The 14,859-nt window shown below is 46.5% G+C and carries 19 protein-coding genes; all 19 read right to left on the bottom strand.

All coding sequences use genetic code 11. The features are described from left to right. Entirely contained in the window at positions 1–279 is a 279-nt protein-coding gene (locus ACERC8_RS01285) for a hypothetical protein (protein ID WP_373658096.1), read from the bottom strand. Between the two features lie 2 nt (positions 280–281). After that, on the bottom strand, positions 282–659 hold the full coding sequence (locus ACERC8_RS01290) for a hypothetical protein (protein ID WP_373658098.1): 378 nt from the start codon (positions 657–659) through the stop codon (positions 282–284). A 1-nt stretch (position 660) separates the two neighbouring features. After that, positions 661–885 (bottom strand): hypothetical protein, encoded by a 225-nt coding sequence (locus tag ACERC8_RS01295; RefSeq protein ID WP_373658099.1) that lies wholly within the window; start codon positions 883–885, stop codon positions 661–663. Positions 886–895: 10 nt separating this feature from the next. Beyond that, the gene (locus ACERC8_RS01300; protein ID WP_373658100.1) at positions 896–5,455 is read right to left on the bottom strand and encodes a phage tail spike protein; all 4,560 of its coding nucleotides are present in this window, start codon (positions 5,453–5,455) and stop codon (positions 896–898) included. Beyond that, positions 5,452–6,153, bottom strand: coding sequence for a hypothetical protein (locus tag ACERC8_RS01305; protein WP_373658101.1), 702 nt, complete (start codon positions 6,151–6,153; stop codon positions 5,452–5,454). Before ACERC8_RS01305 ends, ACERC8_RS01300 begins: the two co-directional genes overlap by 4 nt. After that, positions 6,154–8,589: a hypothetical protein gene (locus ACERC8_RS01310; RefSeq protein ID WP_373658102.1), complete on the bottom strand. Its 2,436-nt coding sequence runs from the start codon at positions 8,587–8,589 to the stop codon at positions 6,154–6,156. Continuing rightward, positions 8,576–8,845, bottom strand: a complete 270-nt coding sequence (locus tag ACERC8_RS01315) for a hypothetical protein (protein WP_373658103.1) — start codon at positions 8,843–8,845, stop codon at positions 8,576–8,578. The genes ACERC8_RS01310 and ACERC8_RS01315 overlap by 14 nt, the downstream gene beginning before the upstream one ends. 56 nt (positions 8,846–8,901) lie before the next feature. Beyond that, entirely contained in the window at positions 8,902–9,330 is a 429-nt protein-coding gene (locus tag ACERC8_RS01320; protein ID WP_373658104.1) for a hypothetical protein, read from the bottom strand. 3 nt (positions 9,331–9,333) lie between these two features. Continuing rightward, complete coding sequence (locus ACERC8_RS01325) at positions 9,334–9,945, bottom strand: hypothetical protein (RefSeq protein ID WP_373658105.1); 612 nt, start codon at positions 9,943–9,945, stop codon at positions 9,334–9,336. Further along, positions 9,938–10,315 (bottom strand): hypothetical protein, encoded by a 378-nt coding sequence (locus tag ACERC8_RS01330; RefSeq protein ID WP_373658106.1) that lies wholly within the window; start codon positions 10,313–10,315, stop codon positions 9,938–9,940. The genes ACERC8_RS01325 and ACERC8_RS01330 overlap by 8 nt, the downstream gene beginning before the upstream one ends. Before the next feature lie 2 nt (positions 10,316–10,317). Then, positions 10,318–10,722: an HK97-gp10 family putative phage morphogenesis protein gene (locus ACERC8_RS01335; protein ID WP_373658107.1), complete on the bottom strand. Its 405-nt coding sequence runs from the start codon at positions 10,720–10,722 to the stop codon at positions 10,318–10,320. Further along, positions 10,722–11,021: a phage head closure protein gene (locus ACERC8_RS01340; RefSeq protein ID WP_373658108.1), complete on the bottom strand. Its 300-nt coding sequence runs from the start codon at positions 11,019–11,021 to the stop codon at positions 10,722–10,724. Before ACERC8_RS01340 ends, ACERC8_RS01335 begins: the two co-directional genes overlap by 1 nt. Then, the gene (locus ACERC8_RS01345; RefSeq protein ID WP_373658109.1) at positions 11,021–11,548 is read right to left on the bottom strand and encodes a hypothetical protein; all 528 of its coding nucleotides are present in this window, start codon (positions 11,546–11,548) and stop codon (positions 11,021–11,023) included. Before ACERC8_RS01345 ends, ACERC8_RS01340 begins: the two co-directional genes overlap by 1 nt. A gap of 33 nt (positions 11,549–11,581) precedes the next feature. Continuing rightward, positions 11,582–11,863 (bottom strand): hypothetical protein, encoded by a 282-nt coding sequence (locus ACERC8_RS01350; protein WP_373658110.1) that lies wholly within the window; start codon positions 11,861–11,863, stop codon positions 11,582–11,584. 12 nt (positions 11,864–11,875) lie between these two features. Beyond that, entirely contained in the window at positions 11,876–12,847 is a 972-nt protein-coding gene (locus ACERC8_RS01355; RefSeq protein WP_373658111.1) for a major capsid protein, read from the bottom strand. Positions 12,848–12,853: 6 nt separating this feature from the next. After that, complete coding sequence (locus tag ACERC8_RS01360; protein WP_373658112.1) at positions 12,854–13,441, bottom strand: phage scaffolding protein; 588 nt, start codon at positions 13,439–13,441, stop codon at positions 12,854–12,856. Positions 13,442–13,640: 199 nt separating this feature from the next. Next, entirely contained in the window at positions 13,641–13,880 is a 240-nt protein-coding gene (locus ACERC8_RS01365; protein WP_373658113.1) for a hypothetical protein, read from the bottom strand. Positions 13,881–13,891: 11 nt separating this feature from the next. Continuing rightward, positions 13,892–14,329, bottom strand: a complete 438-nt coding sequence (locus ACERC8_RS01370; protein WP_373658114.1) for a hypothetical protein — start codon at positions 14,327–14,329, stop codon at positions 13,892–13,894. A gap of 78 nt (positions 14,330–14,407) precedes the next feature. Then, complete coding sequence (locus ACERC8_RS01375; RefSeq protein ID WP_373658115.1) at positions 14,408–14,740, bottom strand: YjcQ family protein; 333 nt, start codon at positions 14,738–14,740, stop codon at positions 14,408–14,410. Positions 14,741–14,859: the final 119 nt, after the last annotated feature.

Genomic DNA, 14,859 nt, shown 5'->3' on the forward strand with positions numbered 1-14,859 from the left:
TTATCCCCTTTCCTTAATCATTGTTTTCAGTTCCTTAACATCTTCAGTCAAGTTCTTTATCTGTTCCGTCATCGCAACCAGCGCCTGATTTTGTTTATCATGGTCGTCTAGTCGTCGTGTATGGTCTTTGATAGTCTGCTCCAAAAAAGAGACTTTCAGCTCCAGCGTATTGATTCGCGTCGCCTGCTCAATGCTTTTAGCCTTCAGCACATTGTAAAAACCGTACACAGTGATAAAGAAACCAACCGCCGTCATCAATATTTGATATTCAGGCTTCACATTCAGTCCTCCTTGACCTCTAGCGACTCCGTGCCCTCATCGCCTAACAAAGCAGTATGTTCAACTGCTGACCAAATCGGCTGACCAGCCTCATCAAATAGCATGATAGTGAAGCTCTCCCCTAACAAATCTGCCAAAGGAATGCTCGTCACAGCACCACCCCACTGATAGACCCCACTGATGGTCTCTACCGTCTTAAACTGTCTGCGTCCATTAATCAGCACAGGCAACCGCTTCACATCGAGGAAGAAGTAATAACTCTGACCGCCCGTCTCTCCACGGATGGCCTCGTTATTGTCACGCATGTAGCCAATCGCTGTCGCCAAATCAAACGGCTGCGTTACGTCTTGCAAATTCAACGGTTTCACTTGTTTTGTCATCTTATTCTCCTTTTACTGTACCAGGGGCGGTTGCTTGATCAAGCGCTGCCGTGAGTTGGTTATTTTCAGCTTCTAACTCGCCAATCCGTTGCTTATCAGTTTCAGATTGGGCTAGAGCTTGACCTAGCTGAGCTTGTAGCTCTTCGTTTTGAGCTTCCAGCGTCGCGATTGTTAAGGCTTTGCTAGCAATATTGATTGCTAATTTAGATTGTATTGTGTCGTTCATATCGTTCTCCTTATAAATCTTTCATGTGGTTGTTGTATTCATTGATGACAGCTCGTCCCAAGTTATTATTTTGCGGATTCCAAGCCACATTGTTCATGTGGAGCCAGCACCTTGCAAGTGCTCTTACCGCACCGACAAGATAGTTCATATCAATCATGCTGCCTATGGTGGTTGGTGTAAACTTAAAGCCTCGATTACCATCGAATCCATCTTTTAAGAGGATACTATCACCGTAGATTTCCGCCTGGTCTACTGTAGCCGTGTGTTCAGTTCCCCTTGCTCCGCGGAAAAATCTAGCACCACAAAAACGTCCTGATGAGGCTGAGTTGATACCATCTCCAGATGACGTCACACCGATAGAAGTGTAGATACTACCAGCTCCCCCGTCAGTGGAACTCCCTACATCTTGAAAATGGACAAAAGCTGTATGCGTTCCCTTTCGACGCACAAGAGCATTATTAGCTGAGTTGAATTCAATCGTCGCATTCTGGTTGAAGGCGATGTTTGCTTGGTTCAGGTTAATTCTCATGGCATTGTTTAAGGCAGTCAACTTACCACCAGAGATTTGATTAGCTGATATACTCACTGACTGAACGCTAGTGATAAAGGCATTCTTAGCAAAGAGTTGTTTCAGTCGAGCCTCATTAGCCATGAATTTGTTAAAGAAGGCTTGATCAATCTTCATCTTTTCAGCGGTCACCGCCTCAGCCTGCAACACCGCCGTCCCAACTGTGCCAGCTTGTATCTTCCCACCGTACAGGCTCTCAATCATGGCATTCTTAATCGTCCCATCTTGGACATAGACCGTACTAGGGGTTACTACCAGCTTATTCTGACCAGCTTGTAGAGCTACCCCTCCAGTGGCGACATTGACGGCAGACAAGACCTGGTTAGCACTACCTAGTGTCGTTATCGCATAGCTATCTGCCAACTGAGTCACCCGTGTCGTTAAGTCTTCTGTTCTTGAGTTAGTGATGTCATAGACCTGATACTCAGACACATACCAGACCAAAGGCGAGCTAGCCGTTGGAGTTGCGCCACCCCCGATAGCCCAAAAGCCAAAGTTGCTAAAATGCCCTTCGTAGCCACTCTTGACATAAGCAACATAAGTCGCATAGTTACCAGTCCCATCCACCGACGACAACCAGCGCCAACTAGCACCAGTTCCCAAGGAGTTGTTGTGGAAATAAATCTTGCGACCAATAGGAATTTTAGCGACAAGCCGAACCAAAAATTCTTTGTTTTTGGCTGCGTAAACTGTGCTGTAAAAACCACCTAACCAAGGTGAGGTCCCACTCCCGCTGGTTTTTACCATCATGGCATAACCAGATGAACTAAGATTATCTGACACCCTACTGATGGTCACATGACCAGTCCTAGCATTATCATAGACATTGTAGCCCGCCAGGTCAGTTGCAAAGTGCTTATTACCAGTCATCGGCACGCCATCAGCCATACGGCTCAACAACTCACTATCCGTCTGTTGCTTGGTCACTTCCGTTTGGAAAAGCTGACTAGTCATGACCTGACGAGCCACATTGGACGCCACATCACCCTCTGTCCGCCCTAAAACTCGTTCGTAGAGCTGTGCGGTTTCTTCTACTCGATTGAAATCAACTTGAGAAACTAAATCTTCGAGAGCTGGCGACCATTCTGTGGGTTCGAGGTCACTTTGGACAACCATATACCAGTCGATGTCCGCAGTGCCTGAGCGGTCACCGCCGTTGGGATACCAGTAGGAGGTGATGTAAAAAGCACCTGTCGAACGGGATACAAACTTAACGCTTTTAGTTTCATAGTTTGTTGAGTTAAACTCCAAATTGTAACCTTCTTGCCAATCAGATTTATAGATATAGACTCTCGTTCGCTTATCACTAGTGCCCCCTGTCTTCTTAGCTCTCGCTAAGAACCAATAGGTCTTCCCAGCCTCTAATTGAATCGTCCGAGTCCCAAAACCATAAGCATTCGAACTCTCGTTGATTTTAGAATTTGGCACGAGATTAACCGAGCTTCCCTTGGTCGGTATCAACGCTCTTGTCTCCGTCAACTGACGCTCAATAGACTGCGCTGTCTCTCGTTTGTAGTTGTCAAATACCTTAGCCGAGACAAGGCTTTTGCCATCAACCAAGCTATCAACCTCTGTACGTGTCAAACGTTGAGAGATTTGGTCAGCCTGCTGGCGAATTGAACTCTCAGCTATTGATAGACGACCTGTGACCGCGTTGACTTCGGTTTTGGTCGCTAGTTGACGGATATCATTCGCCGTCTGCTGTACCAATGTCTTGGTCTCAGACAAGCTACCGTCTAAACCTTGAACGCGTCTCCCTAGCTCTGCGCTATTCTCCTCCACTGTTCGCTTGTAGTCTGCAAATTCTTGACGGAAATCTTCATCGGCTGCCGACCAGTCGGTGGGAATAGTGCCGTGTTCTAGTTTGAACGGTGTGTGACTAAAGCCACCTTGCTCATCGGTTATCATCGCTAAACGAATAGCTAATGTCCCGACACGCTCTGCCGTAAAAGTCACTGAAATAAGACTGAACTTATCCGCATCAAGTTGAAAAATTTGGTCTCGATTAACATTTAAAAACTTGTTGTCATCATAAAGATAGAGGAAAATTCGCCCTTGACTGCCTTTTTTGACATAAGTGCTAAATGTATATGTTGCGCCTGCTGTGACAGAGTAATAAGCGATAGTTGTATACTTACCTCCGCTTACCCACTCAAAAATTGGTTGTTTGCGGTACGTCTCTTGAGATTTTCGCCAAACTTGTCCGCTACTAGACCAGCCTGTACCTGTCATAGTCTCTGTGTTTTTTAGCAGGTTCACCCCACCGACCGATAGATTCTCAAACCGCTCCCTAACGCCGTCTAAACCGCGCTCAATGTCAGTAGTCTTTTGACTAACAGACTGAACCTGACCGGTCGTCGTATTGAGCGCTTGATTGAGCTGGCTGTACTGCTCACGAACACCAGACAGACCAGCCTCAGCACTCGCCACCCTTTGGGTCACTCTCATCAGATTGCCTGTCGTGCTATTGACGGTTTTTGACAGCTCTGTCAGCGTAGCCTTCGTGCCATTTGCGGTCTCCTCAACGGTCGTCAAGCGACTAGACAGCCCATCTTGCGCCTGAGCCTGTCGTCGGATTTGGTCGGCTTGACGAGACAGGTTTTCCCGCGCCAATCGCACAGCTTCTTGAAGTTCTCTGGACTTCGTCAACAAATTTTGGCCTGTTTGCGCCGACGAAGCTACCGCTCTGTCTGCTGTCTCTTTTGCTAGTCTTGCTAGATTGTCACTCGCCCCAGCCCTAATCAACGCCTCACTGGCTTTTTGGTCTGTCGACCGCATGCCCTGCAGCGCTTGATTAGCCTTATTCTCAGCCTCAAGCACCGATTGCCCAACTTCAGCCTTGACCACCTCTGCGGCAGCCTTGGCCTCTTCAATGCCGTCCTCGATAGCTTGCTTGTTCTTTTCAAACTCCGCTTCAAAGGCACGGTTGGCGTTGTCGATTTGTTTTTGTAATTTACGGTCAAAATCACTATCAAGAGCTGATTTTGCCTGCTCAATACCGCTATCTACAGCCGAAGAAATTTGCTGGTGGAGATTCGTCTTAGTTTTACCAAAACCGATAGACTTCAACTTTCTAGACATCGGCGAAAACTTATAGCTAGTTATTTTTAGCCGTAAATCTTTCCCAAACACTTCATGATGAACAAGCACCGTGTCAAACAAGCGGACATCGTAAGAATGATTATCTGTCACCTCAATTGTCAGGCTATTTTTAGGGACATCTGGCAAGTTCTTGCGGAAATAATCTTGACCATATTCGACCAATTGATCCCGTGTCGTGATATTTTCATCGGACACCTCAATCGCATGTTCAAAAATCCGCCCCTTATAGGCATCAATCAGCGGACTATCCACAACAGCCTCCAGCACTTGGTCAGCCGTACCTTCTTGCCCCTGAACGGCCTTTCTCAGATGAAGCTGCGTCACCAACCCCTTCATGCTATCTATCTCCGCATAGGATTTCAGATTCTTCTTGTACATAAAGAGATGTTCCGTGTCACGCCCACCATGCGCCAGCAAGCGCAAACTGTACTTATCCCGCACCAAATCACCGCCCCATTGACCAATAATCGAGTGCTTGCCTTTGGCCAAAGCATCCATTACCGAGACAATCTTTTGGTTAAGGGTATGGCGGTCTTGAATATCGCTAAAAAAACTAAACGGGTGCTGACGAATGACACTGCCAGCTAAAGCCGACATGACCATCTGACCAGGCGCACGATCAACTGATATGGCACTAATTAGGTACTCATTTAGGTCAAAACTGACCTGATTGGCATAGACAAAGAGGTAGCCGTTGCGTTTCGTGATTTCAAAAATCCGAAATTCCTGCTCACCGTGAAGGTCATCCGCCAAGACCAAATCCCCAACTTCAATCTCCGCCCATTTAGGGTCTGATACTGGGTATTTGAAAGACAGCTGATAATCGCTGTTAGCTTCTTGAACAATCTCGTCCTCGAAGGCATTAACCAACAAAATACCCTTTTCTTTTAAACTAATCATACCTGAAACCTCCATCTCGGTTCAATCTCAACACGGCTTATCCCGTCCCCTAAGACAACCCCAATTGGGTCACTAGAGGCTGGAATCTCAAAGAAGGTCCCTGATGTCCGAATGCTGTTCTTGATCACATCATTTTTATCATAGATATTCTGGAAACCATGACGGCACTCAATCGTAGCCTTGGTATCGAGAGTAAGCCGCATGACTTGCTTACCAATGGTCAGGCTCGTTGCGCCGCTACCGTATATCGTTACCCTAGGCTCGCTAAAGACATCCCCTAGATTACGAATTGCCCCAGAATCCGTCAGAGAAATAGGCTCAACCCCAAGCAAATAACGAAAAGGTTTAATGGCTAGCGTGATGGTCACGTCCCAGCTCTGTTTATGGTGAAATTGATACTCGCTCTCTTTGAAATCGAAGTAATAAAAACTGTCAGGCACTGGCCAGAGTTCCAAACGTCTATCCATTCCTTGGAAGAATCGGATAATCTGACCAACTGCTTCAAAGGATTCACAATGAAAACCGAGCTTTCGCTCTGTCTCTCCATAAGCCTCAATGGTTCGATTGACCCCGTTCATGCCATAGACAGTCTCTTCTACAAATCGAGGAGCAGAGCCTGACCAGTCACCAAGAGTTGTCAACAAACAACCCCGAACCGTCCGTGACGACACGCCATTAACTTTTACTTCAACGGTCATCTAAACACTCCTTTCCATAATTCTGCCGTGCTCTTCATAGGTCATTCGACCGACTTTTTCAAGGTCGAGGTAAACATCACCGTTTTTGTTCAAAATAGCCTGCAAGAGCTCAATAATTCGCTCTAGCAAGTCCCTGTTATCTGACAAACCAACACCCCAAGCCTCAGCGATAGACTGACCGATAGGGCGCAACGTCTGCTCATTCAACGGCAAAATCGCCTCAGGGCCAGCTTCGCCGCCCATCATGACATTGGCACCATTCATGCCAAAAGCTGTTGGTTGGGTCATAATACCACCCTTAGCGAACCACTCAATGCCAAAACTTGGAACACTCAAGGGCTTCAAGCTGAATCCCCCTGAAATGGTAATCCGGGGCAACTTCAATTTAGGCAAACTCCAGCTAAAGTTCATGATACTTTTTACTGTATCAATCGCTGTCTTAACCGCATTCTTAGCACCATCAATGGCACCAGAGATTTTTTCCTTGATACCGTCCCAAATCTTGCCGACGGTATCTTTAATGCCACCCATAACGTTAGAAACAATACTGCTAATCCCGTTGATGACACTATCAATGTTGGATTTTATCCCCTCCCAAACAGCACTGGCTGTTTGTTTGATGGTTTCCCAAGCCCCCGACCAATCGCCATTGATCGCCTGCATGATTGCTGTAATAATGCCAGAGATAACCGTAATGACCGTTTCAATATTGGTCTTGATAACATCCCAAACCGTCACCACAACAGTTTTGATGGTCTCCCATGCCCCCTGTAAAAAAGAACCCAAGAAATCCATAGCAGCTGAAAAGACCTGTTTGAGCCCTTCCCAAAACTGAACAAACCAATCCGCTAACCCTTGCCATATAGGCTTGCTCCATTCGACAAAGCTAGACCAAGCACCAGATAACCAGTCCATAAAGGACTGCCACATCTGCCGCCCAGTCTCTGTCTGGGTAAAGAACCAAACAAGACCAGCAACGAGTGCCGCGATTAGTCCGATAATCAGGACAATGGGATTGGCCATTAAAACAGTGTTGAATAGCTGAAAAGCTCCCGTTGCCCCCATCGTAGCCGCCGCCTGCGTCGCTTCCGCTGCTGTTAGGGCACCAGTCTGAACAAATCGAGCCAGCATCAAGCCATTTCCGATAGCCAACAAAGTGTTTTTGACTGTCTCAATCCCTTGGATAATACCAGTCACAACCTTGTAGCCTGTCCAAGCTGTCGTTAGGCCGACAACAGCTGATTTCAAGAGGTCAACGCCAGTTCCGCCTTTTTCAAACCACTCAACAAAATCCCTGACCTTGCCAGTGGCCTCTTCAAGAAAATTAGCTAACTCCTCAAAAACACCAGCAATGCCTTCGACATTAGCCTCACTACCCGTAAGTCCTGCTAAATCAGCAATGAAGTCACCAACCAAACGACCGAGTGTTTTGACAGTCTCCCAAAGATTTTCAAAACTGATGCGAACAGACTCCGCCATGTTGACAATAGAGGTCGCCGTCGCTTCGTCCAAGCCAAGAGAGGTCATGAAATCAGCGTTATCTTTTTTCGATTGAGAACCAAAGATAACATCATACATTGAAACGACAATTTCTTTGAAAAGGTCGATTTTCGGTTGTAGTTGCTGAAATTTATCCCCTAGCTTATTGATCCAACCAGTAGCTAGTTGCAAACCAGCAACCACAGGCGCTAGTATCGGACCACCGATAACAGCCTTAAAGTCCTCCCATGCCTGCTTGAGGTTGCCCATGACATTCTCGTAGCCGTCAGCTTCACGGCTGGCCTGTCCCATCGCACCAGACGCCTCTTGCATAGCTTCCGCAAATTGCAGACGGATAATCTGCTTGCCCTTTTCGTCTAGGTCTTTCCAACTGACACCAAGGTTATCAGACGCCCACTTGGCGAGCTGGGTCTCATTGGCAAACAAGCCGATAGCCTCACCACCCTCATAGTTACCGTTGATGAAACTATTCAGCGCACTAGAAGTGTCCTCCAGCGACTTGTCGTAAAAGGCTGCCGCATCTGCCGCTAAGGTCGTCCCCCTAGCCGCCAAATTCATCGCCTCTTCCGTCGTCGCACCAAGACCCTTGTACTTTGCGGACAGCTTAGAAAACATCGGATTCAGACGATTGGGCAAAATCCCCATCTCATCAGACATCTTCTTAACTGTCTGTCGTGCCATCGGCTCCAACTCGCCGAAAACAGACTCGAACTGAGCATTGATGGCCTTAGCTGTTGCAGCTGCTTCAACAACCGACTTCCCAAAATCAAAAATCGCCTTACCAGCAAATAGCGTCCCTAAAAAGCCAGCCATTTTCTTAAAGGTATCAGTGATTTTCCCGCTGGATTCTCTTGCCTTGCCTGTTGTCTCGTCAATCGCCTTGTTAGCATCTTGATTTTTGATGCCAATTGAGCCAAACAGTTTAAACAATTCCATCTAGCAGTACCTCCTCTCCTCTACCCATGTTCAAAATGGCTTCCGCCTGTTCTAACGCTCGCTTATCCTTAGCAACTGACTGCGTTCGCTGGTCTAAACGTTTAATATAGGCTTTTTTAGAATATTTAGTGATAAAATCAGCCAAGGTCATATCAACCTCCTTAGCCAACCAAATCTTGGTCAATGCTTCCTTATCCTCTTCATCAAAGACATACAAAAAGAAATCCAGGGCACCCTTTAGGTCATAAGACCTCAAGATGCCTTCTGGATTTCCGTATCGTCTAAAGAGAATATCCTTGAGCTGGTTGAGGTCTAGCCCAAGACAGAAGCAATAGATTGGAAAAAATCCTTTAGCTCTGGTTTTTTCGCAAAATCAACCAACAAAGCCGTGTAAGCAAGCATAGATAGACCTTCAATTTCTTTTCGCCTCACTCCTGTTAAATCAGCCAGAAAAGTATTGGTGTCATTCTTAACATCGCCAACATGGCGCAAAATCGCAAAACCGATGTCAGTCAGGACACGCATACCGCGCAACTCGATAGCCTGTTCCTGCGCTTCCTGCTCCGCTTTGGTCGCTTTCTTTTTCTTATGGTCGTTCAGGGTAGGCAACGTGTTACCAGAACCGTACTGACGCTCCAAAAGTTCCACCACCTCATCCTTGATATCCAACTTGCCCAAGATAGCTAGCATAGTGAAAATATCGCCACCGTTTAGCTCACGCATCGTCAACTTGTCAGCCATTCTCTACACCTCCTCGCTTGCTACAGGTGGGAAGTAAATCCGACATGGCAAGGTCAAGTCTTCGATTTGGTCTTCACTGGCATGCGCTTCAAAGGTCATGGTCACCACCGCCTCTTCATTGTCCTTGGTCTCAAACTCAAGGCCAGACGTACACAAGGCGTTGTCTAAGATAATGATGATAGGCTTATCAGTCCCTGACACCGTCCCCACCAGACCAAGGTTCTTGATATAGTCTGTTTTTTCCAACTTGCCTTTAGCAGACAAAACCTTATAATCTGTGGGTGCAGTAGAACCGTCACCACTTGTTACCACACCGTTGATTGCCATACGCAGATTTTCAGCGGTCAACTCCTTGGCGTTGACCTCCAACTTAGCCGTCTGGCTTTTTAACACCTTCTGACCAACCGCAGCCGTAAAGACGCCGTCAATTTCGATGGTACGGTATTCTTGCTCAACAACCAATTTATTACCGCCAGCTGTTGCGCCAAAACGCTCTCCTTCCCACTGGCTTGATTCGCTGTTCCATTTTAAATTTTTATAAATTGCCCCAGCATTGACAATAAAACTCTGAGGAGTGCTCTTTGCATACCCTGTCTTTTTGACAGCTTTATTCATATTCCCTTCTCCAATCTATCGTTACATAAAAACGGGCATGCCGCCGTTGCAACACATCCGATAAAGTATCAAGGGGATTAGACCCCTCATAGCGCAGGCGTAGGTAGAAATCTTCCGCCATGACCGCCTTGTGTTCTAATTCACGTTTCAATTGACCAAGCAAGAACTCAATCCGTTCTTGGTTTTCGCCCCGATTGTCGAATATATCCACATCGATATAAGCGCCGTCTTGCCCCCATTCGCGTTGTTCCGCCTCATAGGAGAAGACCAGATAAGGATACAGCACATCAGCGCTAGGATTTGATAAAAAATGACTCTCAGGAACAATCCCCTCAAACAACTCAGTCAAGGTTGCAATCACATTCTCCATGTCTAATCTCCAATCTCACGCAAAGCGTCTTCTAAGATGGCTCGGATACGCTTTTTGTTTCGCCGAAAAGCAGGACGTAGATACGGCTTAGGCTTATTACCATAAGTGAAATACCACTTCCCATCCGGTGCTTTATAAACCCAGCCTCCTTTTCGTCCATCGCCTTTCTCTGCAAACTCACCCGTTCCGAACTCCATATAAATGGCGTACTCGACGTTGGTGCCGACGTAACCAATCAAAGTCGCTTCATCAACTTTGTAGGCGATACTGTCTCGCAAAGCTCCGCTTTTAGCAGGAGCAAGCGCCACCGCCTGACCCTCGACCAGCTTGCAGGCCTTAATCAAGGCTTGAATCGCCTTTTTCTCAATCAACGCCTTAGCTTTAGCGCTGTTGTCAACAAACTCCATCAGGACACCACCTTCAGATAAATTTCCAAATGGTGCCCCAGATTGACAGGATTGTCCACAAAAGTCACCTCGTAGACCTGCGAACCGTAACGTAAACGGTCTTTATTGGTCACGGTAATCATCTCTTTAGTCAGAAAGATATGGGTACTCGTTGACAAGGCTGTTGCACGGTCCGTTTCGTTGCCTGATAACATGTCCAGATAACCCTTGACCTTACCGGCTTCAACCAAATCATAGACCGCCTGACCTAACTTGTTCTTTCCCTGCTTCTGATAGGACAAGATTTCCAGTTCAATCATCACGACCACCGAATCTTCCTATACTTGTCCAAAAAGCCCAGCAGGACAGTAGGATAACCTTCCTTGCTCTCTGATGAAGTCATGTCATAGTAGGTTACTGACCACCTGGCAACACTCTCGGATTTGACCCCGATTTTATCCCCCATCTTGGCATCATAAGCTAACAGCTTCTTGACCCCTTCCATCACGTCCGTAGGGTAGTCTATTTTGGTCAGAATGGCGCTTTTTGACGTTTCTGGTATAAATCCCTTATCCAAACGTAAAACGCCGTCAGAGGCTTCTGTGACCGTGTAGAGACCATCGTTGAAATCCGTGCCGTTAATCTCGACTCTATCGCCGACTCGAAAGATATCCGACCGACCAGATAGCCCCTTGGCCGTTCCGTTTTCCAGCGTCAATCCGGACAAGCGAAAGGCTGGCGCTTGAAAGTTATTGTTGGTCAATCGGCGCACCATGACTTCTAGCCCGTCGCACATCGCCTGACTGGCATTTGGGTTTAACGCCTGAGCTTCTTGTAATGAAATCATGTCTCACCTCCTCGATAAGAAAAGAGGAGTTCTTCACTCCTCTACAACAGCTGCATCATCGGCTTTTTTCGTCCGCTTTGTCGTCTTTTTAGGCTTCTCGACCTCTTCAGCTACCTCGGCACCAGAAGACTTAGCAGGTAGCTCGGTAATCGCCTTAATCAGAGCAATCCCTTTAGCGTTATCTCCAGTCTCAAGTGCCCTGATGCGTTCTTCACTTGGTTCATAGCCCTCACGAGGGTAGAGCGCCCCGATTGGGTAGCTCACACCCTCGTCTTGCGTGTCTGTAAACGTGTCAATAGTGATGTACTTAGTCATACCTCTCCCCCCTTAAACGTCGTCAGAACCCAGTTTGTGACGAATGGCCACAATACCGATGTTTTTGTCTTGGTAAACCTTAGACCAGTTATTGGCTGTTGCCAGCTCAGTGTTAGATGGCGTATTGCCTGTAACAGTCGTGTCTGTGAACTTCACGCCGTACGGATGGAAGACAAAGGCTCGGCGAGTATACACTTCGTCAATGCCTTTAGCAGCTACACGGTTGGTTTCAAAAGTTGTCAGTCGATTAGGCGTTCCTGTATTGCGACCAAACGCCCCTTTTGCCAACAAGTAAGTCGTGTACTCTTGACCTGCTGGAGCGTTGCTGTCGTCTACAATGACACGGTAACCCAGATAAGTTGGAATATTGATTGTCGCATCCGTAGGCTGGATATAGACAATCAAGTTGTCTTGTTGCAGCTTGGTATAGACAGCAGAGTGCATCACAATCACCTTGATTTTATCTGCGGCATCCCCCAGCAATTGCTTAGCATTCAATACTTCTTTAGCCGTGATAGGCTTAGAAGCGATATTCAGTAGGTGAGTGCTTGCTAAAGCACCACCAGACGCAAAGAGACCTTTCAGCACAGACAGCAAGACTTTCTGCTCTTGACGGAGCCAGTAGTCACCGATACGACTCAAGAGAGCACGCATTGGGTCGTCACCAGACATCACTGCAGACAGCTCATTGACTGCCCAGCCACGCCCACGATACATCACCGCAGCGACATCTTTGCCAGCTGTGATTTTGCCAGTACCAAGTTCTACGTCATCCCCTAGTACCTCATCATCACCAGAAAGGTCATTCCAAAACGGCATATTGACCAAGGTATTCCCAGCTGTAATCATCTTAGAAACACGCTCGTCCGCAATAGCTACCCCAGAATTAACAATCAGAGACTTCTCAGCCGTATACTGTTGCATGTAGGTATTGTAAATCTCCGGGGTAATCACATCTAAAATTTTAGTAACATCTTTTGTCATTTTGTCTTATACTCCTTTTGTTTGTTGTTCAAGGAACTGTGTCAGATTCACGTCCTTGTTAGAAATGACGGTAGCCACATCTTGCGCCTCTGGTTGTTTGCCTTTGCCAAGGTCAGCTCCTCCTAGAGACTTATAGCCGTCTGTCTGTTTTGCACCAACTGCCGACTCGAAGAATTGCGGTAAATTCGCTTGTAAGTCCTTGATTTTATTGTCTAAATCCTTGATTTGACCGTCCTCGCCGACCTCTACTTCGCCCAGCTTATACATGAGATAGTCCACATCGGTCGCCTTTGCAGCTGTTAGAGCATCCTTAATTGATTGCTTTTTGGCTGTTTCCTTAGCTTCTGTTTCCAGTTGCACTACCTTTTCTTTGTAGGATTTCAGTTCAGCCTGCAAAGACTCATTGTCCTTATTGGACTTCTTGAGGGTCTCAAGCGTCTCATTGGCAGCCTTCAACTTATCAGCCTGCTCATTGTAGACTGCCTTGGTCACTGCGTGCTTGGGAAATTCTGTATTGACTGCGTTCATGACCGCTTCAACATCAGTAGCCCCGTCCGTTGTGTGCTTCTCAATAATTGTTTTCAACCATTCCATCGGTTGTACCTCCATAGATGTTTTTATGCCGGGCTCTCTCCGGCTGGGAGTGCCCAGGATATAGCCCCCAGACCCTAGCTATGCCTAGTTTAACGCCATTCGACAGGGCAAAAAGAAAACTGGTCAGTTTCGACCAGTTTAAAGTAATTTAAAGTAGTTTATAGCAGTCTTTCCTGCTGTCAAGATGAGTGACCACCTCCTAATCTACTCGTTCATATGTTTCTGTGAAAATATCAGGTTTGCAAGGATAGCACTCCCCTCTGACACCTTTGATTATGTAATCGCCTTTTTGAGCTACGACATTCCCTTCAAGAGTAGGAATGACAATACTCAAAGTTGAGCACAAGGTATCTTGACCAATAAACTCTCTGATTTCTTCATAGTTCGCACCATTGAATTGAATAGCTTCGATCATAACTGGCTTCTTGCGATATTTCATTGCTTTTCTCCTTATTTACGGCCAAACAGACCTTTTTTCTTGTTTTTTCTAAACTCGATAATTGCCTTATCTAAATCAACTCGCATCGATTTATTTTCAGCCTCCAACTGGTCAAAGCGAAAACTCGTAGCCTCCACATTCTGTGAATAGACTACTTGAAGCAAGCCCTCTAAACGCTCAAGCAAGTCAGCTTCAGCAAGGTTGGCACGCAACTGAATCTCCTCTATCTCCTGCTTGGACTGCTCTAGCCATTGTTCGACGGCTTTGTTTAGCAGGTCAAAGCGGTTGTTGACAGCCTCAGCGTTCTGCTCCACAATCGCCCGCAATTCTGCCATCTCTCGCTTGACCTGAGCTAGCTGGTTGCCGTAGTATTCAATGACCTCTTGTTGCAGGTTGTTAGCTCGCTGTAACTCTGCTAACAAGCATTTCTTCTTAATCCGTTTATTCATTTTTTTCTCCTGTGTTAAGTAAAATTAAGTAGTTTCAAGTAATTTTGAGTAGCAAAAAAGCACCGCTGGGGTGCTAATCTAAAACATCATACCTTGATTTCCAATATCTTTCAAGGTCTTTTTAGCTTTCTCAAACAACCGATTATCGAACAGATATTGAATCCCTTTCGGTGTAATCGCGACGCCTGACATGTCGTCAATCTGACGCCCCTCCACCGTCTGCACCAGAGAAACGCCCGTGATGTAGCCTTCATCGACCAAACTGGCAATAATATAGCCCCAGTAACTTTCAGGAATCAGGTAAAAAGTCGCTGTCAGTTGTTCAACATCTGGGCGCTTGCCCTGCTTCAATCGGGTATAGAGGTATTTCAGTACCTCGTACACAATCACAAAATAGTCGTCTTTTGACATGTTCTAACTCCTTTCTGAAAAAACATAGTCGAAGCGATTAATAGTGTATAGCAACGCCGTTATCATCTGAAATCCCTGAGTTCGACATCATCTTCTGGTAGTTGCGAAACTCTTCGACT

The sequence above is a fragment of the Streptococcus sp. E29BA genome (assembly GCF_041807805.1).
Lineage (GTDB): Bacteria > Bacillota > Bacilli > Lactobacillales > Streptococcaceae > Streptococcus > Streptococcus entericus.

Bases quoted from the DNA above. Each gene is read 5' to 3' on its own strand.
- ACERC8_RS01290 (WP_373658098.1), bottom strand. From the start codon at position 659: ATGACAAAACAAGTGAAACCGTTGAATTTGCAAGACGTAACGCAGCCG.
- ACERC8_RS01295 (WP_373658099.1), bottom strand. From the start codon at position 885: ATGAACGACACAATACAATCTAAATTAGCAATCAATATTGCTAGCAAA.
- ACERC8_RS01300 (WP_373658100.1), bottom strand. From the start codon at position 5,455: ATGATTAGTTTAAAAGAAAAGGGTATTTTGTTGGTTAATGCCTTCGAG.
- ACERC8_RS01305 (WP_373658101.1), bottom strand. From the start codon at position 6,153: ATGACCGTTGAAGTAAAAGTTAATGGCGTGTCGTCACGGACGGTTCGG.
- ACERC8_RS01310 (WP_373658102.1), bottom strand. From the start codon at position 8,589: ATGGAATTGTTTAAACTGTTTGGCTCAATTGGCATCAAAAATCAAGAT.
- ACERC8_RS01320 (WP_373658104.1), bottom strand. From the start codon at position 9,330: ATGGCTGACAAGTTGACGATGCGTGAGCTAAACGGTGGCGATATTTTC.
- ACERC8_RS01325 (WP_373658105.1), bottom strand. From the start codon at position 9,945: ATGAATAAAGCTGTCAAAAAGACAGGGTATGCAAAGAGCACTCCTCAG.
- ACERC8_RS01330 (WP_373658106.1), bottom strand. From the start codon at position 10,315: ATGGAGAATGTGATTGCAACCTTGACTGAGTTGTTTGAGGGGATTGTT.
- ACERC8_RS01335 (WP_373658107.1), bottom strand. From the start codon at position 10,722: ATGGAGTTTGTTGACAACAGCGCTAAAGCTAAGGCGTTGATTGAGAAA.
- ACERC8_RS01340 (WP_373658108.1), bottom strand. From the start codon at position 11,021: ATGATTGAACTGGAAATCTTGTCCTATCAGAAGCAGGGAAAGAACAAG.
- ACERC8_RS01345 (WP_373658109.1), bottom strand. From the start codon at position 11,548: ATGATTTCATTACAAGAAGCTCAGGCGTTAAACCCAAATGCCAGTCAG.
- ACERC8_RS01350 (WP_373658110.1), bottom strand. From the start codon at position 11,863: ATGACTAAGTACATCACTATTGACACGTTTACAGACACGCAAGACGAG.
- ACERC8_RS01355 (WP_373658111.1), bottom strand. From the start codon at position 12,847: ATGACAAAAGATGTTACTAAAATTTTAGATGTGATTACCCCGGAGATT.
- ACERC8_RS01360 (WP_373658112.1), bottom strand. From the start codon at position 13,441: ATGGAATGGTTGAAAACAATTATTGAGAAGCACACAACGGACGGGGCT.
- ACERC8_RS01365 (WP_373658113.1), bottom strand. From the start codon at position 13,880: ATGAAATATCGCAAGAAGCCAGTTATGATCGAAGCTATTCAATTCAAT.
- ACERC8_RS01370 (WP_373658114.1), bottom strand. From the start codon at position 14,329: ATGAATAAACGGATTAAGAAGAAATGCTTGTTAGCAGAGTTACAGCGA.
- ACERC8_RS01375 (WP_373658115.1), bottom strand. From the start codon at position 14,740: ATGTCAAAAGACGACTATTTTGTGATTGTGTACGAGGTACTGAAATAC.